At 64.7% G+C, this 18,566-nt stretch carries 20 protein-coding genes and 1 pseudogene; 11 read left to right on the forward strand and 10 right to left on the reverse strand.

Annotated features, from left to right (window positions below; translation table 11 throughout):
• Window positions 1-152 precede the first annotated feature (152 nt).
• Together ACQPXH_RS12895 and ACQPXH_RS12900 are read left to right on the forward strand one after the other, a co-directional pair.
• Complete coding sequence (locus tag ACQPXH_RS12895; RefSeq protein ID WP_433602573.1) at window positions 153-425, forward strand: hypothetical protein; 273 nt, start codon at window positions 153-155, stop codon at window positions 423-425.
• A 237-nt stretch (window positions 426-662) separates the two neighbouring features.
• Window positions 663-1,868, forward strand: a complete 1,206-nt coding sequence (locus ACQPXH_RS12900; protein WP_433602574.1) for a glycoside hydrolase family 76 protein — start codon at window positions 663-665, stop codon at window positions 1,866-1,868.
• Between the two features lie 174 nt (window positions 1,869-2,042).
• Here ACQPXH_RS12900 and ACQPXH_RS12905 read toward each other — a convergent pair whose 3' ends face one another.
• Window positions 2,043-2,462 carry a hypothetical protein gene (locus ACQPXH_RS12905; protein WP_433602575.1) on the reverse strand — a complete coding sequence of 140 codons (420 nt, stop codon included), beginning with the start codon at window positions 2,460-2,462 and terminating at the stop codon, window positions 2,043-2,045.
• 291 nt (window positions 2,463-2,753) lie between these two features.
• Between ACQPXH_RS12905 and ACQPXH_RS12910 the strand changes: the two genes are divergently transcribed.
• Complete coding sequence (locus ACQPXH_RS12910; protein ID WP_433602576.1) at window positions 2,754-3,812, forward strand: fatty acid desaturase family protein; 1,059 nt, start codon at window positions 2,754-2,756, stop codon at window positions 3,810-3,812.
• Window positions 3,813-3,856: 44 nt separating this feature from the next.
• Here the strand turns inward: ACQPXH_RS12910 and ACQPXH_RS12915 are convergent, their stop codons facing one another.
• The 5 genes and pseudogenes from ACQPXH_RS12915 to ACQPXH_RS12935 form a co-directional block, all read right to left on the reverse strand.
• Entirely contained in the window at window positions 3,857-4,471 is a 615-nt protein-coding gene (locus ACQPXH_RS12915; protein WP_433603430.1) for a class I SAM-dependent methyltransferase, read from the reverse strand.
• Window positions 4,472-4,603: 132 nt separating this feature from the next.
• Window positions 4,604-4,843: pseudogene (locus ACQPXH_RS12920) on the reverse strand (NADP-dependent oxidoreductase); the annotation flags it as partial.
• A 566-nt stretch (window positions 4,844-5,409) separates the two neighbouring features.
• Window positions 5,410-5,796: a hypothetical protein gene (locus ACQPXH_RS12925; RefSeq protein ID WP_433602577.1), complete on the reverse strand. Its 387-nt coding sequence runs from the start codon at window positions 5,794-5,796 to the stop codon at window positions 5,410-5,412.
• Window positions 5,797-6,162: 366 nt separating this feature from the next.
• Complete coding sequence (locus ACQPXH_RS12930; RefSeq protein ID WP_433602578.1) at window positions 6,163-6,645, reverse strand: dethiobiotin synthetase; 483 nt, start codon at window positions 6,643-6,645, stop codon at window positions 6,163-6,165.
• Window positions 6,642-7,922: a hypothetical protein gene (locus tag ACQPXH_RS12935; protein ID WP_433602579.1), complete on the reverse strand. Its 1,281-nt coding sequence runs from the start codon at window positions 7,920-7,922 to the stop codon at window positions 6,642-6,644. The genes ACQPXH_RS12930 and ACQPXH_RS12935 overlap by 4 nt, the downstream gene beginning before the upstream one ends.
• A 712-nt stretch (window positions 7,923-8,634) precedes the next feature.
• Between ACQPXH_RS12935 and ACQPXH_RS12940 the strand changes: the two genes are divergently transcribed.
• From ACQPXH_RS12940 to ACQPXH_RS12955, 4 genes are read left to right on the forward strand one after another with little or no spacing between them, the layout of a single operon-like run.
• Window positions 8,635-8,946 (forward strand): hypothetical protein, encoded by a 312-nt coding sequence (locus ACQPXH_RS12940; protein WP_433602580.1) that lies wholly within the window; start codon window positions 8,635-8,637, stop codon window positions 8,944-8,946.
• 4 nt (window positions 8,947-8,950) lie between these two features.
• The gene (locus ACQPXH_RS12945) at window positions 8,951-9,913 is read left to right on the forward strand and encodes a dTMP kinase (protein WP_433602581.1); all 963 of its coding nucleotides are present in this window, start codon (window positions 8,951-8,953) and stop codon (window positions 9,911-9,913) included.
• On the forward strand, window positions 9,910-10,713 hold the full coding sequence (locus ACQPXH_RS12950; protein WP_433602582.1) for a hypothetical protein: 804 nt from the start codon (window positions 9,910-9,912) through the stop codon (window positions 10,711-10,713). The genes ACQPXH_RS12945 and ACQPXH_RS12950 overlap by 4 nt, the downstream gene beginning before the upstream one ends.
• A complete protein-coding gene (locus ACQPXH_RS12955; RefSeq protein WP_433602583.1) occupies window positions 10,679-12,151 on the forward strand; it encodes a B12-binding domain-containing radical SAM protein in 1,473 nt (490 codons plus the stop codon). Before ACQPXH_RS12950 ends, ACQPXH_RS12955 begins: the two co-directional genes overlap by 35 nt.
• On the opposite strand, the gene ACQPXH_RS12960 is transcribed toward ACQPXH_RS12955, so the two are convergent.
• Window positions 12,148-12,600, reverse strand: a complete 453-nt coding sequence (locus ACQPXH_RS12960) for an NUDIX domain-containing protein (RefSeq protein WP_433602584.1) — start codon at window positions 12,598-12,600, stop codon at window positions 12,148-12,150. The genes ACQPXH_RS12955 and ACQPXH_RS12960 overlap by 4 nt on opposite strands.
• A 270-nt stretch (window positions 12,601-12,870) precedes the next feature.
• On the opposite strand from ACQPXH_RS12960, the gene ACQPXH_RS12965 reads away from it, so the two are divergent.
• The 3 genes from ACQPXH_RS12965 (at window position 12,871) to ACQPXH_RS12975 (ending at window position 13,730) form a co-directional block, all read left to right on the forward strand.
• On the forward strand, window positions 12,871-13,008 hold the full coding sequence (locus ACQPXH_RS12965) for a hypothetical protein (RefSeq protein WP_433602585.1): 138 nt from the start codon (window positions 12,871-12,873) through the stop codon (window positions 13,006-13,008).
• Entirely contained in the window at window positions 13,005-13,247 is a 243-nt protein-coding gene (locus ACQPXH_RS12970; protein WP_433602586.1) for a hypothetical protein, read from the forward strand. Before ACQPXH_RS12965 ends, ACQPXH_RS12970 begins: the two co-directional genes overlap by 4 nt.
• Before the next feature lie 90 nt (window positions 13,248-13,337).
• Entirely contained in the window at window positions 13,338-13,730 is a 393-nt protein-coding gene (locus ACQPXH_RS12975) for a hemophore-related protein (protein WP_433602587.1), read from the forward strand.
• A gap of 17 nt (window positions 13,731-13,747) precedes the next feature.
• Here ACQPXH_RS12975 and ACQPXH_RS12980 read toward each other — a convergent pair whose 3' ends face one another.
• Both ACQPXH_RS12980 and ACQPXH_RS12985 read right to left on the reverse strand, forming a co-directional pair.
• Complete coding sequence (locus ACQPXH_RS12980) at window positions 13,748-14,932, reverse strand: sensor histidine kinase (RefSeq protein ID WP_433602588.1); 1,185 nt, start codon at window positions 14,930-14,932, stop codon at window positions 13,748-13,750.
• The gene (locus ACQPXH_RS12985) at window positions 14,929-15,585 is read right to left on the reverse strand and encodes a response regulator transcription factor (protein WP_433602589.1); all 657 of its coding nucleotides are present in this window, start codon (window positions 15,583-15,585) and stop codon (window positions 14,929-14,931) included. Before ACQPXH_RS12985 ends, ACQPXH_RS12980 begins: the two co-directional genes overlap by 4 nt.
• A gap of 151 nt (window positions 15,586-15,736) precedes the next feature.
• On the opposite strand from ACQPXH_RS12985, the gene cqsA reads away from it, so the two are divergent.
• Window positions 15,737-16,969 carry an alpha-hydroxyketone-type quorum-sensing autoinducer synthase gene (cqsA, locus tag ACQPXH_RS12990; RefSeq protein WP_433602590.1) on the forward strand — a complete coding sequence of 411 codons (1,233 nt, stop codon included), beginning with the start codon at window positions 15,737-15,739 and terminating at the stop codon, window positions 16,967-16,969.
• 1 nt (window position 16,970) lies between these two features.
• Here the strand turns inward: cqsA and ACQPXH_RS12995 are convergent, their stop codons facing one another.
• On the reverse strand, window positions 16,971-18,467 hold the full coding sequence (locus tag ACQPXH_RS12995) for a sensor histidine kinase (protein ID WP_433603431.1): 1,497 nt from the start codon (window positions 18,465-18,467) through the stop codon (window positions 16,971-16,973).
• Window positions 18,468-18,566 lie beyond the last annotated feature (99 nt).

The raw sequence follows: 18,566 nt of genomic DNA on the forward strand, positions 1-18,566 counted from the left end.
CGCACACCGAATTCGCAGGCTGCTACCGTCTCGGCAACCGAGCCGTCATGGTTTCCACCATCGCCGCGTTCACATCAGAGACTAGAGAGTGGGCTGCGGCAATAACCGCCCGCGCGTAGTGAGTGGGCGTGTCAGGTTGGCGTCAGTTCTGCATGAGCCGGGCTGACGGCTGGTTCACCGCACAGTGGGAAGGCGGCGGTCTGGCGCTGATCGGCCTGTTGATCAGCACGGCGGTGCTGGCCGGTCCCGAGTTCTGGGCAGCCGGCCTCGATGAGATCGCGCAGATCTGCGCGGTGATCGCCATCCGCTCAACGGCCCGGATGGCGTCTATCGGCCCCCGGTGGAGCCGGACCGACCGCTGCCCGTACTACGTCATCGCAGCCCTGCTCGGCAGTGATCCCCACTGGGAGCCCGCCGACGGCTAGTAGCGCGCTCCACTCGAGCGGTTCGGAGATTTCAGGGTCGCCGCTGATGACGGCCTCGACGAGCCACCGGCGAAACGGTGTTCCGCGATCTCGCAGCGGCGGCAGCCATGCTCGGCGGTTGACACCTGCACCTGGGCAGTCGGTCGGCGGCGCGCGGTGGTGGTCGTTGCGCGATAAGGTGTAGCTGCGCGGTTTCCGGCTGCGGGGAACGTTGTTCAGTAAAGGGAGTCCGAGCGGATGGATCGCCGGAACAGGGTGATCAGCCGGCGCGGTGTGTTGTTGGCGGGCGCGGCCTCGATCGCGCTCACCGCGATGGCGCAGCCGACGCAGGCGGGGACGATCACGCGCAAGGTGTCAGCCGGCCCCGAGGCGCCCGAGAAGCGGGCTGAGCTGGCGGAACAGGCGATCGTGCAGCGGCACGTGCGCCCGCTCTGGGGACAGTCGGGAATGCGGTTGGGTGCCCTCGCCTGGCCGGCGTCCTTGCTGGACCAGTCGTTCGTGCGATGGTGCTACTGGTGGCAAGCCCACCTTCTCGACTGTGCGGTGGACGCCGCGTATCGCACCCGCACTCCCGAACGCATCGACCGGGTCATCGCCCTCGCACGCGGGATTCTGACCCGCAATCTCACCGGCTGGACCAACCGGTACTACGACGATATGTCCTGGCTGGTGCTGGCGCTCGAACGTGCCGACCGGCTGCTCGGTGTCCGGTTCGGCGCTGCCATCGCGGACTTGCGGGCCGCCTTGATCGAAGGCTGGAACCCGGTCGTCGGTGCGGTGCCCTGGCGGTCCGGCGACGATTTCTACAACACCCCTGCGATCGGTCCGACCGGAATCGCCATGGCCCGTTTGGGCGAATTGTCTCGCGCCCGACAACTTGCCGAATTCCTGTACACCCGATTGCGCGATCCGGGCAGCGGCCTGATTCTCGACGGTGTCCATGAGCCCGGCGGACGAGTGGACCGGACTGTCCACACCTACAGCCAGGGCGTGACCATCGGGCTGGAAACCGAGTTGGCAGTGCGCACAGGCGAATCGAGCCATCGCGGCCGCGTGGCAGCGCTCGTTGCCGCAACCGAGGACCGGCTCACGGACGCGGGGGTGATCGCCGCGGCTTCCGGGAACGACTCCGGGCTGTTCATGGGGATCCTCGCCAGGTACCTCGCCGAAGCCGCCTTGGCCTTGGACGACATCACCGCCGCGAATATCGTGCACGCTTCCGCGCGGGCGGCCTGGAAAAACCGCGCCGAGGTGGACGGGCTACCCCTGTTCGGTCCGGACTGGACCCGCGCGGTCGCGGTGCCGGAGCCTCCGGGAACCGTTCCACCGCTTACGCATTCGTCCGCCGATTCGTCGGCGAACCTGAGCCGCGATCTCTCGGTACAGCTGAGCGGGTGGATGCTGCTCGAGGCGGATTACCAGCTCGCCATCGCGGGACTCTGAGCTCGCGGCAATGCTGCGCCGACTGTAGAACTCACGCCGATAGCCTGATGTCACCACACCCGGGATCGGCTCAGTTCTGCGCCGTTCGTCCTTATCCGTCGGGTCGCAGCCGCGTCGCGGTATCCGTGGCGTAGGTACAGGCGGATCGTTGGACTCGCGCGACGATCGGTGGCTTCACGCCGGTCGAGTCATCAGCTGAGCGAGTTGCTTCGCCTGCGACGTTCTCAGTCTCACCTCGACCCGTTCCGGCTCCCGCGGATCGGTCCTCGCCGGATCATAGGCGAAGCAGATTCGATCGGGTCGATCGAGTCTGAATTCGATTGCCGCCCATAGCGGATGCGTCATCGGCACATCGATGTGTTTGAACCGGCCCGCCCACACCAGTACCCGGCCGCCGACAGTGACCGCGATCGCGCCCGAGACCTCCCGCCGCTCCCATTCCACGAGACGACCGGATGGCCGGAAACTGCGACGGATGACCGAACCGCTCAGGCCCTCCTCGAAGAACACGATGCCGCCGGAGGCGTCCAGCGACGCACGCAGGTCCTCCGGTAACCGCCCGGACCCGAACAGCAACCGCCGCAGGGCATTCACTCGTTCAGCTTAACCGCGCATCCCCTTCGACGGTGGTCGCGAACCGAGCTACGACACGATCATCTTCGGCTTGGTCGCGGTCCCAGATATCACACCGCAGTCCGATTCCATGTCATACCAAGGGGTTACATGGGATGAGAATCCGGCCGATAGCTTCGGTGTATCGAAATCGCCACCCCGCTCCGAACACACCGAGCAGCGGCCGCTGGATCAGATCTCCGATCGACATCGACCGGTCGGCATCGAGGACGGGCGGAGGTGGCATCTCCGACTCAACTCTCAGGAAGATCTATGACGACACCGGCTTTGGCCCCACACTCATCGCGGCGCGGCGGCGCTGTCGGTGATTACGCCCGTCTGTTGCGCCGTATCTCCGACGCGGGACTGATGAACCGGCGTCCCGTCTATTACGCCGTCCGGCTCAGCCTGGTCGGGATTGCGTTCGCGGCCGGCTGGGCGGCGTTCGTCCTCGTCGGCGACTCGTGGTGGACGCTCATGGTCGCGGCGCTCATGGCTGTGACGTGTGCTCAGGTCGCACTCGTCATGCACGATGTCGCGCACCGCCAGGTCCTCCGGTTACGGAGGCCGACGGAGGTCGTCGGCCGACTCGTCGGCAACGCCGGTATCGGCCTGGCCTACGGCTGGTGGCAGGACAAGCACACCCGGCATCACGCCAATCCGAACCATGAGGAACTCGACCCCGATGTCGCGCCCGACATTCTGGTCTGGTCACAACAGCAGGCGCGGGCCAGCCGTGGTCTGCCTCGTCTCATCGGGAGGGTGCAGGCGTTCCTTTTCTTCCCCCTGCTGATGCTGGAGGGCCTGAACCTCCATGTGGCCGGCGCACGTGCGCTCAGAAATCGATCGGTCGAATACCGCGGATTGGAGGGCGCGCTGCTCTTCGGCCACTTCGCCGCCTATCTGGCCGCTTTGTTCGCGGTCCTGCCCGCCGACAAAGCCTTCGCGTTCCTCGCTGTCCACCAGGCGCTGTTCGGCCTGTACATGGGCTGCGTCTTCGCCCCGAACCACAAGGGCATGCCAACCCTGACCGGCGACGACCGCCCCGACTACTTACGCCGTCAGGTGCTGACCTCCCGCAACGTGCGAGGTGGCGTGCTGACCGACCTCGCCCTCGGCGGGCTCAACTACCAGATCGAGCACCACTTGTTCCCGAGCATGCCGACGCCGAATCTGCGTCACGCCCAGGTGATCGTCCGCGACTACTGCGCCGAAATCGGCGTGCCATACCACGAGACCGGGCTGCTCTCCTCCTATCGCGAGGCGCTGCGGCACATGCACCACGTCGGCGCGCCCTTGCGCAGCACCGACCGACATCCGGTCGCCAGATGAACGTTTCCCTGTCGGGTTCGGGATCTCTCGGGGATGGGCAGGCTTCAATCTGCGCGTGAGAACACCGCCACCAGAAAGTCGGACTCGTCGGCAAATGGACGTAGATCCCATGCCGATAGCCGCAAATCCACCGTGAGTCCGGCGTTCTCGGCGTCTGCCAGGAACTGTGGAAACTCGTAACCACGATCGGCGCCGAACCCCACAACCACCCGACCGGCTGGGGCGAGATGGCGGGCGAATCCGGCCAGCACCGCCTCCCGGGTGGACGGCGCCAGAAATGTCATCACGTTCCCCGCACACACGATGACATCGAAGTCGCCGGCGATCCCACGGCCTGGCAAGTCCAGTTCGGCGAGATCACCGACCATCCAGGTCGGACCCGGATAGTCCTGCTCCGCCGCGGCGATCAACACCGGGTCGACGTCGACACCGACCACTACGTGGCCGGCTCGGTGCAAGTAGGCACCCACACGCCCAGGACCGCACCCCGCATCCAGGACTCGGCCACCGCGGTCGAGCATCGCGTCGACCAGCCGCGCCTCCCCGACGATATCGGTGCCTTCGGCCGCCATCGCTCGGAACCGCTCCACGTACCATGTCGAATGCGCAGGGTCGGCAGCAGTGAGTTCTTCCCACTGGCTGGGGGTACGTCCGCTCATGGTCTGTTCCTCTTCGCTCGAGCCGATATCCGTCATGCCGAAGTACGCGGTCAAGCCGGGCGCTCCGAACAGGCTCAGCATCATCGTGGGGGGTACACCGTCGGGCACCACGTTCAGCCCGAACAATCCACCCTCGGACGCGACGGCATAATCCTGCCAGCCGACCATACCGGCGACCCAGCTGCCCACCGGATAGCTCGCAGTATTCGAGCGCACCACCTGCCCCACCCCGCTACCCCGCACCGAGCCGACCGGGACCGCATCGATATAGTTGTCCGCATCGTTGAGCCAGCTACGCTGCGTCGGATCAATACCCAGCCGATGCACCCTGACCAAGGCTTCCCCGGCCCCGCAACCGGAACCGGAACGCTCCTGAGCTCGAAATCCCCATCCCGCAACGCCCCTCGGGCCGCCTCCGCAAAATCCACTGCCGGTTCACCGTATCCGCCACCAGGCGATGCTAAGTCACACACATCGCAGTCTTCGAACCGTTTTCCACCGTGACCAATACGCACGGAATCCGGCATTATCGGACGTTCCGCGCGGGCGTCAGCGGCCCGAGATAGCCTCGGGCCGTTGATCTTCGGACTGTCGTATCTGGCTGTCGGACGCCGCGCGCGCCACCTACCGATCTCAGGTTTGAGCACGAACCCACAGGGTGCGGGCCAGCGGGCGACCGGGATCCTGGAATTCCTGGGAGCCTGCCGAGTCCGACATTCAACGGAAGCACTAGGCTGGGCGCCGGGGTTTCCAATCGCTTGGCGTCACTAGGGTGTTCGTCTACACCCAGGTCATCCTCCCAACCCAGACCGAACCCGGGCAGGCCTGCCAAGCCGCGACGTCGATCGCGACCCAAGCTCTGTCCCATCGACCTCCGAACCAGCCCCCAGGTCTTCGCGAAGCACGATGCAGGAGTCGCGCGACGTGCGCCACATCGGTCAGAAGCCGGCGGAGCCGGTTTGCGGGATGCTCGCGCGCGGGACCGCGCTGGTGAGGCCCCAACCGACGAGCGAACCGCCGGAACCACACCCGAGCTGAATCGTTACGGCGCTGTGCGGTTCGACGTCCTGGGTGATGGGGCTGTTCTCATAGAAGTACTCCGGCGCGGTGCCATTGGGCGGCCAAATTGTTTTCACACAGGTGAACGTGCCGAATACGACGTAGGCCTCGTCGTTGTCGTTGGTGCAGGCGAGCCCGTCGCAGTGGACGCCAGGCGCCAGATCTGCTGCGATGGCCTGCGGCGCGAGCACTCCCATTGCGGCACAGCACATTCCGACCGACGCCAGCACACGTGTGGCAAGACGAATCATTGATTCCACCCCCATGAAAGTTCTCCCTTGCCCGTAGGCTAGCAGAACTTTCTGCCGCCGCCGCGGTCAGCACCGTCACGCACATCAAGAACCGCCACGCCCCTTGCTGCGGGGGCGACTTGGTCGACGACAGTGAGATCCTTTGTGCTGCAACGGTTATGGTGGTTAAGTAGTGGGCTACAGCTTCCCGATTGCGTGATCGCCCGCGCTCTCAACGGAAGTGATTCATGCGGGGATTTACACGTGCTGTTCGGCCGAAAGATGGTGGAACTCAAGGGTTATCGCCTTCTGGTCTGGATTCATGCGGTGGTGACCCTTTTCGCCGGATCGTCGAATCGCTACCGGAATTCGTCGAAAATACGCCCGTCACGGTGTTGCCGGTCACACCTTGGCGAGGGCTGTTTGGACTGCGGCCTCGGGACTTGCTGCCACGATGGCTGCCTCAACCGCATTGTCCTCGGCGTCGAGGATTTGCCAGCCGCCGAGCGTAATCACAGGGACGGCTCCGCGACGATTGGCGAGGGCGAGTTCGGACAGCGTCCCCCATGAACCGCCGATAACGATGACCGCGTCGGCGGACCATACAAGAATGGCGTTCCGGGCTTCGCCCATGTTGGTGTAGAGGACTGCGGATAATCCGTCGCAGATCCCGTGTGGGTCGGTGTCGGGTCGGACGCCGATGACGAGTCCGCCTGCGACGGAGGCGCCTTCGGCGACAGCGGCCATGACGCCGCGCCCGCCGCCGCACAGCACTGTTGCGCCTGCTTCGGCGAGGAGCCTGCCGACGATGCGGGCGTTCGTTGCGTCTGTGTCGGTGCAATTGCGGGGCCCGCACACGGCGACCTGGATCGGTGGCACTGTCACTCCTTGTTGCTGGCCTGCGCGGTGTAGGCGGTGAAGAGAGTAATCCGGTCGGGAAGTTCGCGGGCGGCGCGAGTACTGGTCGAGATCGCAGACATCTGGTCTGCCGCCTTCAGCACACGTTCGACGATCGGTGTTGTGCGCAATTCGACAGGCAGCTCGAGGACCCGGGTGATCCGGGCACCAGCTGCTTCCAAGTCGCCGAGGCCGAGATGTGCTCGGGCGGCGTCGAGTTCGGCGGCTGCGATGAACTCCGGCGGACTCATATCGGTGAACACTTCCAGCGCCACTTCAGCCTGCTCGAGGGCATGTTGGCTATGTTGACGGCCGCCTAGGGCGAGATGCGCTTCTGCGGCGTAGTAGCGAGCCTTGCCGGGGTCGAACCACATCACTCCTGGCTGAGCGTCGGCCGGTTGCACTCGGGTCAGAGCGTCCATGGCGATGTCCAGGGCACCCAAGGCTGCCCGTTCGTCGGAGCGTGCGGCTTGTGCTCGCGCGAGCTGGCTTGCGAGCCGCAGTTTGATTGACGGGTCGGTCATGTCGGCTAGTCCGGATTCGGCGTACTGGGCGGCGCGTCGGTAGTCACCGGCCCAGTAGGCGACGTTGGCTTGCACCCATCGCACGTACGCGCGCAGATGCTGGTCTTCGGCGTAGTCGGCCGCGAACCAGGCGGTGCGGGCATGGGTGTCGGCATCGTATGTGCGGCCGAGGTCAGCGCAGGCGTGCGCCAATAAAGCGCAGATCTGGCCGGCGACCAGGTACAGGTCTGGTAGGAACCGTGGCCGCTGGCGAGTGTCGAGCAAGTCGAACACCTCGCGCCGCATGCCGGTGAGACCCGGAATCAGTTCCAGGGGCGCCATTGTCAAATAGTCGGCGGCAAAATGACGGACGTCGGCGTGTAGCTGGTCAAGCACGTTCTCATCGACCCCGCCTGCACCGCGTTTGACCCAGCGTGCGGAGTCTTCGGTGGACATTGCAATCTCCTGATTCAACTCATCGAGTGCGGACGGAACCGCGTCTGGCAGGCCGTCGCTCATGTTCGGCGGTGACACGAGGTCTTCGAATGCCAGTTTCCACACTCGTTGCGCCACGCGCCGGGCGGAGGGGCGGGCGTCGGGCACATCTCCGGCCATCCAACGGCGTAATTGGCGTTCGGACAGCGTGGCGCTCTCTCCGAGCTGGCGTGCTGCATCATTGAAGTAGACGCACCACTCGGGGATGCTGCGGTCGGCCTTGCGGATAAGGGATTCGAGCACGGTGCGGGCGCCGGTGTTGTCCATCGCTGTTCCTCACGCTCTGCGGTGAACCCACCGTAGCTCCGTCCTCAGGCCGCTATAAGCCGGTGAGGCTGAGAAGTCCGGGAAAAGTCCGAGAAAAGTCCGGGCGCCGACATTGTTGTGTCATGGGCCATCCCATGAGGCTGATAACAGCGCACGCCGCCGGGTCGATGACCGCTTCCCCGCATCTGCATGCCGACCGGACCCACCACAGTGACGCCGATCCGGTCGGTGTTGTGAGGTCATCCCGGCGGCGGGCGCACTCACTGACCTAACAATGAAGGGGCGCAGGGGTTTGAGTAGACGGATGTGGATGCCGATCTCTCTGCTGGGCACTCGCAGCGGCTTCCGGGCGCACACATATCCCTGCGGTCCTCGACCGCCAGACACCGTATCGAGCCTATGTGTCGGCGAACCCATGCATCACCGGTTCGGAACCGAAATTCAACAAGTGCCTAGGAGTAAGAGTCGTTCCGGCCGTTGTATCGGAGCCGGTTCGTCTGCCGTAGCAAAGGGGAGGAATCATGACGAATTCGAAACTGCCGCAGCGTTATCCGATCACCGGGCAGCCAGTCGCATACACCGGTGCTACGGCCGACGTGGTCGAGCAGTTCGCGGGTGCTGTCCGAGTGTGGGCCGGACAGCCTATGCATACGGAGTCATGCCGAGGTTTCGAGGCCACACCAGGCGGGTGTCCGAATCGTGAGGGGGTTTGATGCGACGGGATCGGTTGCGGACCACGCTGACTGAGGACGGCCGCAAGGTTGCCGTGTGGCAGTTGGTCGGGTGTGCCGTGCGGGTCTTGCGTGTGCAGTTCACTTCGGACGCGTTCACTGCGTTCAGCTTGCCGTCGCGCGCGCCGCTCAGGGGAGTGCAACCGGGAACGATCATGTTCGATCCATATCCCGATCTGGCCGCCGCTCGGGAGTTGCTGCCCAAACACAGTGATCTGTGGGACTCGCTTCGAGACGACTATTGGGTGGCACTCATGAACCTGAAGGACCTGCCGAACCCATTGGAGGCATAGGCAGATGTACGAGTTGGCGCAGTTCCATCGGGGCGAGATCGCACCGTCTGTGCGCGCGTTGCTTGATGCTTTTCACGAAGATACTCATTTCAAGCTCGATCTGGCCCCCGATGACAGCACTCCGATCTACGAGCGCACGGCCGATGGCTGGCTGTGCCGAGTCGACGAAGACGGTTGGCTTTCGGACCCGGACATGGGCTTGGACAAAACGCCGCTATCAGGGGCACGCCGGTCAGTGTTCGCGACGCTGGAAGCGGTGGCCGCTCTCGTTGCCACAGGACGTATTACACCGGCCGAAACAACAGGGGGTGCAATGGAGCCGATAAAGAACAGCGGGCTGCTGGTGACGGTCGATGGAGCGGGCGGCGTCGGCAAGTCCAGTACGGTGCAGGAAACGGCTGCGTATCTACGGAAGATCGGCGTGTCTGTGTACGCTACTCGTCAGCCCAGTGACAATGCAGTCGGCTCTTACATCCGGGCACAAGCGGACAGCTACTGGGGAATGGCGTTGGCGTGTCTGGTTGCTGGCGATCGCCACCATCAACAGGCCACCGAGATCATCCCCGAACTGGATGCCGGACGTGTGGTTCTCTGCGACCGGTATCTCCCGTCCTCGTTGGTGCTACAGGTGCTCGACGGCGTCGCCCCCGACACGGTGTGGGCTTTGAACGCTGGCGTGCGGTTCCCGGACTTAGCGGTGCTCCTGCGCGCTGCGCCGGAGATCATCAGGCATCGGTTGCAGAAACGAGGTCAATACAGCCGATTCGAGACCGATCCTGAGAGCTCAGTCCGTGAGCTGGAGTTGTTCGAGGCTGTTGCTGAGGATCTGCGGGAGAAGGGGTGGCCGATCCATTTGATCGACTGCACCGACCTGCGGCCACATGAGACTGCGCGCGTGTTAGCCAACCTGATCATTAGGCGACTCGATGACGATGCTCTGGCCAGCGAAGAAGGGAGACCTGCGTGAATGTCATGACCGACCACCCGGGGTGGCTACATACCGAAGCCGGTAACAGGTACCGGGCTGTGTCCGTGGGCGACAGTGCTGTCCTGATCTCTACCGGCTGCGGAGCCGGCGGCGACACCGTCATCGACGTTGGCGGTGCAGATCTGCATGTCGACATCGTCGATCCGGACGCGCTCGCTGGCCCCGGCGATCTGGTGACGCCGCTGAAAGACGCGGGAACCGTGGCACGGATGGCGAATCCGTCGCTGTGGGATGCGCTGGCGACCGCGATCATGCGGCAGGTGATTCAAGCCGGTCACGCCCGCACCCGGTACGTGCGATTTTGCGCCGCCTATGGCGAGTCGGTCACTCGCAACGCGTCGACCGCGTGGCTGTTCCCCGACCCACGCCGGATCCTCTCCCTATCGGACGACGAGTTTCAAATCGTCGGTGCGGCATTCCCGCAGTCCGCGTTGCGGGCCGCGGCCCGCACCTATCTCGCCCACGGTGACCGATGGGAGCGACTGCCGCCCGTGGATTTGGTGACAGCGCTGCAGACGATTCCTAGGGTCGGGGCGTGGACGTCGCGGACAGCGGTCGCCGATTACACCAACGATTTTGCTTTGTACGACTACTCCGACATCGCGGTCCAGCCTGCGGCTCGGCGACTCAATCCCGAACGGGCGTGGCCAGAAGGCGCGCCCGCGTTCAAATCCGCCTGGGAAGCGATGGCGGGAAAACAGTTGTCTGCGTGGACACTTCTGACACTTGCATGGGGGATACGCTATGGAAAATCCGACGACCGTTCGGCGGCATCATGACCTGATTGTGGGAGCCGACCCACATCACCCGCTCGACCTGGTGCTGGTGAACGCACCGCTGCGCGACTACGCGGTGCGGCCGCGAGTCAACGACTTCACTCTGCCCGTTCTCGGCATGGCCTACATCGCCACCTACGCCACCAAACAGGGCTTTACCGTTGGCGTCCTCGATGCCGAAGCCAACGGGTTAGGCATCGCGGAAACCATCGACTTGATCAACGCAGCGCGGCCCCGCTGGGCTGGGTTCAACCTGCTTGCTCCCACCTACGAGATCAGTGCGGCGATCGCTGCTGGCCTCGACCCGGACACCATGGTCATGCTGGGCGGCCATCAGGCCAAAGCTATGCCGATCGAGATCCTGACCGACCCGCGTATGAGGCGGTGCGCCGCGCTGGTGATCGGTGAAGCCGAGACGCGGGTGGTCGAACTGCTCGGCGATCACCGCAATCGTGCGCGATTGCCGGGTGTGATGTGGCTCGACCCGATCATGAAATCGCCTGTGCAGGGTGGAATGCCGGGTACCAGCCACTATCTGGCGCCGGATATCGACGCATTGCCATTTGTCGACCGCGGCTTCCTTGTTCAGGATCCGCACGAGGAAGCGGGCCGGTGGGAGGCGAATATGGTCGGTGCACGTGGCTGCCCATACGACTGCAGTTTCTGTGGCGCCGCAGTGTCCGCGAACCCGGATGTGAAGATTCGGGTTCGTAAGGCAGACAACGTCATCGAGGAAATGACCTGGCTGAAGGACAACCTTGGAGTGACTGCCTTCAGGTTCGTCGACGACCTGTTCCTGGGGACACGGCGGGTGATCGACACGATGATGACCGCATTCACGTCCGAACGAGTCGGGGACTGGGCGTGCTGGGACGCCACGGGCCGCATCAACGTGCTCGAGCGGGCCTCCGACGTGGTACTGGACACGTTGTCGGCCAACGGGTTACGAGAAGTTGCGCTTGGCATCGAATCCGGCAACGAGGACATGCTGGAGTACATCGACAAGCGGATCACGCCGGACATGGCAGTGCGGAATGTGACGCGGCTGCTCGAACGCGGAATCGCGGTCAAGGCGTACTTCATCCTCGGCTTTCCTGGAGAGACTGCCGCTCAGATCGATGACACCGAGGCCTTGATTTACCGGCTCTGGGACGCGGCTGATCGGCGGGCCGGCGTGTTCCGGGCCAGTGTCTTCGAATTTCGGCCGTACCCAGGCACGCCGGAGTGGGCGCGGTTGATGGGCACCGGCCGATACACGAGCGCGCAACTGCTCGACTACCAACCGGTAGACCTCACCAGCGGTGGGGTCGACGAGTCGATGCGAGAGCGCGATGAGTTCAACTTCGCGGTTGGTGTCCAGCTATCGTCCGCGCCGCCGGGCTACGTTCGCGACAAACTGCTCTCCCTCAGTCGTGCTCAGCACGCGCGACTGGACGGCTAGACACTTGCAGAGATCCAGCCTTGCTCGCTGAACGACGCCGACTCGCCATCGATGTAGGCGCGGATGCCGACAGCCGGGTACTCGATGACGTCGTGGGGGAGCTGGTCGATCGAAAACCACTGCACGGCAGCGCATTTGTCTGGTTCGCGATTGTCCGGCTCACCCCGCCAACGGGTTGCATGCAGGAACACGCCCAGTCGAGGTTCGGGACCCGAACCCGCCACATGCACGACGTGCACCACACGTAGGTCAGCGGGATCGATTTTTACTCCCACCTCTTCGAAGGCTTCTCGGGCGGCGGCTGCGGTGATCGGCTCACCGGCATCGAGCTTGCCGGACGGTAAGTGCCAGCGGCCAGCGAATGCATCGTTGCCGCGGCGTTGGGTCAGCAGCAGTCGGTCACCATTGGTGAGTAGCACGTGCACGTCGATCAGGTGGCGGTCCGGCATCGCAGGCAACTCCTGAATTGCTGGGTGGTCGCGCGGAACACTACGCCACCTGATTACTGATACCGCATGCGATAGGTGAGTCTGCGAACACATGCACCATCGGTTCAACCGGAAACCAACAAGTGCAGGGCATTCCCGGTGCGCATTTCCCTGGCTCGGCACGAAATCTGGCGGTAAAGCGCTAACTCACTAGCTTTTCGGCGAAGAACCGACCTGCTTGACGTAGCGATGGGCAGGGACCGACACGGGGCCATCGGGTCCAGGGGCCTGGTGACTGAACAGCCCCTCATCGACCCATCCGTTCCGGGCGTAGAAGGCGCGGGCGCGGGTGTTGCCCGCAACCACGGCCAACCAGGCGCGGGAATGACCGCCGGCATGAATGCGCTGCTCGGCGGCACCGGGTCTTGAAGCCCGGAGGGTACCTCCACATCCTCGCGCTCTCGGATGCCGAACCCGGCTTCGGTCCGCGCATCAGCCGCTCCGCGATCTCCAACCCGTTCGACGCGGGCTGGGATTTGGAAGAACTGAAGCCCGCACGGTATCGCGGACGCGTCAGCGAAGCGGTCGTCGAGGCACAAGAACTCGGCCTTACCCCGGGCAGCATTGTCGATGAGGCAGCCTGGATTGCCCGCGTTCGCCGTTCCTAGCGCTGCGCAAACACCCTGCCTGATGGACTGTGCATCGAGTCGCGGCACTGTCTGCCGTGATCCGATCGCCAATGGAAAGGGTCATTCGTCATGACATACACCCGTACCGGATTCGTGCGAACCGCTGTTGCACTCGGCGGTCTGCTCGCGGCGGGGGCGCTACTGGTTCCTGGAACCGCTTCGGCGCAACCGGGCATCGGCGGCGGACTGATCGAGACGACATGCAGCTTCGCGCAGGTGGATGCGGCCATTCACGCCGAGGCGCCCAAGCTCGCCGAACGCCTGGACAGTCATCCCGATCGCAAGGCGAAGCTGCAGGAATTCCTCGGGCTGCCGGTCGAGCAGCGCAAGCAGCGCGCCCAGCAGTGGATCGATAACCACCCGAATGCGCGGACCAAGATCGAGGAGAAGCGCAATTCGCCCGAGGGCCAGCAGAGGATCGACAAGCTGCGCCAGATCGCGAACACCTGCCACAACTACTGAGTCGAACGCGGGCGGCGCTATCCGGCGTCGCCCGTTCGGTTTTCGATGGTGACCGTGACGGTGAGTCCGCCCTCGGACCGCGCGGTCGCCCGGACCTCGCCACCGTGTGCGTACGCGACCGATCGCACGATCGACAGACCCAGCCCCGCGCCCCGGCTATTCGGTGCATGCGCCGATTCGGCGACCCGTTCGCCGGAGGCCAGTCTGCGGAACGGTTCGAAGAGTCCATCGACCTCGAAGGCAGGCACGACCGGGCCGGTATTCTCGACAACAAGCTGGACATTGCCCGCGGTGCTCACCGATCTGATCGAGACCCAACCTTTTTCGCTGACGTTGTAACGAATCGCATTGTCCACCAGGTTCTGTGCCAGACGTTCCAGCAATACCGGATCACCGGAGACCGGAGCCGCCTCGATAGCGGTGCGGATCTCGATACCGGCCCGGTCGGCGGCATCACCCGCCACAGTGACCACCCGACGGACCACCTCGGCCAGATCGACCCGACTGCGCTCGATGAGTCGCTGCTCACTGCTCGCGAGCACCAGCAATCCGTCGATCAGCCGCTCGTGCCGATTATTGACCTCCAACAGCGTTGCCCCGAGCCGACGGGTGGATTCGGGTGCGTCGGGATCGTCCAGCGCCACTTCGATCAACGTGCGATTGATGGTCAAGGGTGTGCGCAGTTCATGTGAGGCATTGGCGACGAAACGCCGCTGACCGTCGAAGGCGCGATCCAACCGTTCCAGCATGGCGTCGAAAGTGTCGGCCAGATCCTTGATTTCGTCATCGGGTCCGGTCAGTGCGATCCGCTCGTGCAGGCTGCGATCGGCGACCCGGCGCGCGGTCGCGGTGATCTGCTGCAGCGGATGCAAGGCTCGCCCGGCCAGCAGCCAACCCAGTCCGCCCGCGACGATCCCGATCGCACCCAGGCAGACCAGCGACCAGACGAGCATCGCCTCCAAGGTGTCGCGGCGCTCCTTCGCGGCTTGCGCGGTCAGCGCCGTGTACAACTCCTCGGTGACGATCGGGCGATTCCGCTTGGCCAGGTACTCGCGCACGAGGATCTGGGCACCCATCCCGTGTCGCCGATCCAGCGACCGATCGAGGTAGAAATACATCAGCGCAACCAGAATCGCCCCGGCGATGAAGAACGCGCCCGCGTACAGCAGCGTGAGCCGGAGCCGAATGGTGCGGCCCCTCACCGGATGCGGTACCCCACGCCCGCCTCGGTCTCGATCACCGGCGGATCGCCCAATTTCCGGCGCACCATCATGATCGTGTAGCGCACCACCCCCGTGAACGGATCGATGTTCTCGTCCCATGCCTTCTCCAACAACTGCTCCGCCGACACCACTCCGCCGTCGGCACGCAATAATTCGGCCAGAACCGCGAACTCCTTGCGTGACAATGAAACCGGCTCGCCGTCGCGGGTGACGGTCAGCCGATGCGGGTCGAGCCGAATCCCGGCTCGCTCCAGTACCAACGGGGTCGCTGGCCGCGCGCGCCGCCCCAGCGCCTGAATGCGGGCCACCAATTCGGCGAATGCGAACGGTTTGGTCAGGTAGTCGTCGGCGCCGAGACCGAGCCCCGCGACTCGCTCGGCCACCGCCGCGGCGGCCGTCAGCATCAGAATCCTGGCGTCGCTGCCTGCCTCATTGAGCGAGGTGCAGACGATATCCCCGGATATCGTCGGTAGATCGCGATCCAACACGATCACGTCATAGTCGTTCACGCCGACCCGCTCCAGCGCATCCGCGCCGTCGTACACCACATCGACCGCCATCGCATGCCGCCGCAGCCCATCGGCTATCGCGTCGGCCAGCAACTGCTCATCCTCGACCACCAGTACCCGCACCCGACCATCGTGCCTGTTGTCGCTGTTAGGACGCTGTTAGTGCGACAGATCCCGCGTCGAGTTGGCGATTTCGGCGCATCCGGCCATGCGGAGTGATTCAATCTGCTCGGTGTGTGCTCTCTAGTAGCTGATAGCAGTGAAAGGAGTTCAGATGACAATGTCGGTTGCCGACCGCATATTCTTTCGCGTCAACCGATTCCACAGGGAACGGGTCGCGATCGCATGGGGCGGACGGCATATTCTGCACGGCCGTAAGCCCAGGCCGGGTGACGTCGTGCTGACCAGCAATGACTATCTCGCGCTTGCGCACGAGCCGCATATCGTCGGGGCGATGTGCGCGACACTGCAGTACGCGAGTGGGGGAGCACCTCCGTCGGGCGTCTTCGTACACGGTCCCGACCATCCGCAGATCGCGCTGGAAACGAAGCTTGCCGAACATATGCGGGCGGCCGCCGGAATTCTGTGTCAGTCGGGCTGGGATGCGAACGCCGGATTGATGCAGTCGATCGCCGACTCGCATACGCCGGTCTACGTCGATCACATTGCGCATATGTCGCTCTGGCACGGCGCGAAAACCGCTGGTGCGCCCGTATATTCGTTCCGGCACAATTTTCCGGGCCATCTGCGCGACGAGATCCGCAAGCACGGCCCGGGCATCGTCGCGGTGGATTCCATCTACAGCAGCAACGGGAGTCGCGGTCCGCTGACCCAGATCTGCGATGTCGCCGACGAAACCGGCAGTGTGCTGTTGGTCGACGAATCGCATTCGCTCGGCACCGACGGGCCGTACGGTGCGGGCATGGTGGTCGCGCTCGGCCTCACCGACCGGGTGCCATTCCGGACCGCCAGCCTCGCAACGGCTTTCGCGGGACGCGCCGGTTTCGTCGCCACGAACAATATCGATTTCGTCGACTACTTCAAGATGGAATCCGATCCCGCGGTTTTCTCCGCGACACTGCTGCCGCACGATATCGCCGGTCTGGCCGCGACGCTCGAAGTGATTCGCATCGACGAGTGGCGCCGGGTCCGGCTGCGCGAGATCTCCGCAGTCGTGCGCCGTGCGCTGATGGCGTTGGAATTCGATCTGGAGGGTTCGGCCAGCCATATCGTGGCGCTGCAGACCGGTTCGGATGAGCGCACCATCGCGATCCGCGACTTCCTGGAGGCCCGTGGCGTTTTCGGCTCGGTCCTGTGCTGGCCGGCTACCGCGCCTGACCGCGCGCGCATCCGCTTCTCGCTGCATGCGGGGCTCACCGATATGCAGGTGGATCGACTCATCCAGGTGTGCACCGAGGTTCGCGACAACTTCGGCGCGACGGCGCCGATGCGTTACGAAAGGCCGAGGCCCGCACCGACTCCAGCGCAACTCGTGCCGAGCCAGTGAACTATGAGGCGGCCGTCGCACGCGGCAGGATCACCCTGAAGGTCGCGCCGTTGCCCGGCTCGCTGTCCACGCTCACCCGACCGCTGTGGGCAGCCACAAGGGCCTGCACGATCGACAGCCCCAACCCCGTTCCGCCACTGGCCCGGGTGCGCGAGTCGTCGGTGCGATAGAACCGTTCGAAGACGCGGGCGGCGGCCTCCGGCGTCAGGCCGGGGCCGGTGTCGATGACATCGATGCGCACGTCATCCGCGGACGGGGTGAGCCGCACGGTGACCGCGGCGGTGGCCGGAGTGTGGGCCAGGGCGTTGCCGAGCAGGTTGGCCAGCACCTGCCGCAATCGCGCTTCGTCGCCGGTCACGTCCATGGTGCCGACGCCGGGACGGACCTCGAGGGTGATCGAGCGTCGAGGTTGCTGCCGCGCCGCCATGGCCTGCGCATTGCGCACCGCATCGCCGGCAAGCGTCAGCAGATCCACTTGGCGGCGGTCGAGTGGGCGTTTGGCATCCAGCCGCGCGAGCATGAGCAGGTCCTCGACGAGTAGGCCCATGCGTTCGGCCTCGCCCTCGATGCGGCCCACCACCATGGACGCATCCGTGCTCGCGCCTTGGCGGTAGAGCTCGGCGAAACCGCGAATCGTGGTGAGCGGAGTCCGCAATTCGTGGCTGGCGTCTGCGATGAACTGGCGCATCCGGCGTTCCGAACGCCGGGCGTCTTCCTCGGAGGCCTCGGTGGCTGCGACGCCGTGCTGGATCTGCGCGAGCATCGCATTCAACGACCGCGCCAATCGGTCGACCTCGGTATCGACACCACGCACCGGAACGCGCCGGTGCAGATCACCGCCCGCGATCGCCGCCGCAGTCTTCTCGACATTGCGCAGCGGGCGCAGGCTGCGCCGCACGACGAAGTACCCGACCACACCGAGCGCGATCAATGCGGCCGCGCCGGTGCCGAGTTCGAAGTAGATCAATCGCGATACCGTCTCCTGGTTATCGGCGAGTGGCAGCGCGATGGTCGTCGAGCCGTACTGGTTGCTGGTGGTCAGGGCGCGCCATTCCAGCTCGGATCCGTCGGTCGAGCCGACTGTCATGGGGACCGATGCCGTCTGCCCATCGACATCCGGCGTGGTGCCGGTGCTGGCAACCGTGACCGAGGTGCCCGGATAGATCTGTCCCTCGGGACCTTTGTGCAACTCATAGAAGCGGCGGGGTTGATCGGTGAACAGCCGAGGGGGCGGCGCCTGCGGCAGGTCGGCCGGAACCCACACCGTCGCACCGTCATACGTGACGACCTGCTTCATCTCGCGTGGTTCGGCCCATGAGCGTGCGGCGTCGTAGAGCTGCTCGTCGGTGCGCGCGGTCAGTGATCGACTCAGGGCGGAGGTCACCGCGAAGCCCGTGGAGAGCAGCACCATCGCGGCCAGGAAGACAAGGGCGACGACAAGTCCCACCCGCAGCGGGATGGCCGACACCCGCCGGGCGAGTGATTCGCGCAGTCTCATATCCGACTCGGCTGCGGTGCGCGCAGCTGCTCTGCTCATTCCACTAGCGTGACTGGCCGAGCAAGGTCGCAGCTCAGGACAAGCTGGGTGTTGGCTGTG

The organism is Nocardia sp. CA-135953, assembly GCF_050955735.1.
Classification (GTDB): domain Bacteria; phylum Actinomycetota; class Actinomycetes; order Mycobacteriales; family Mycobacteriaceae; genus Nocardia.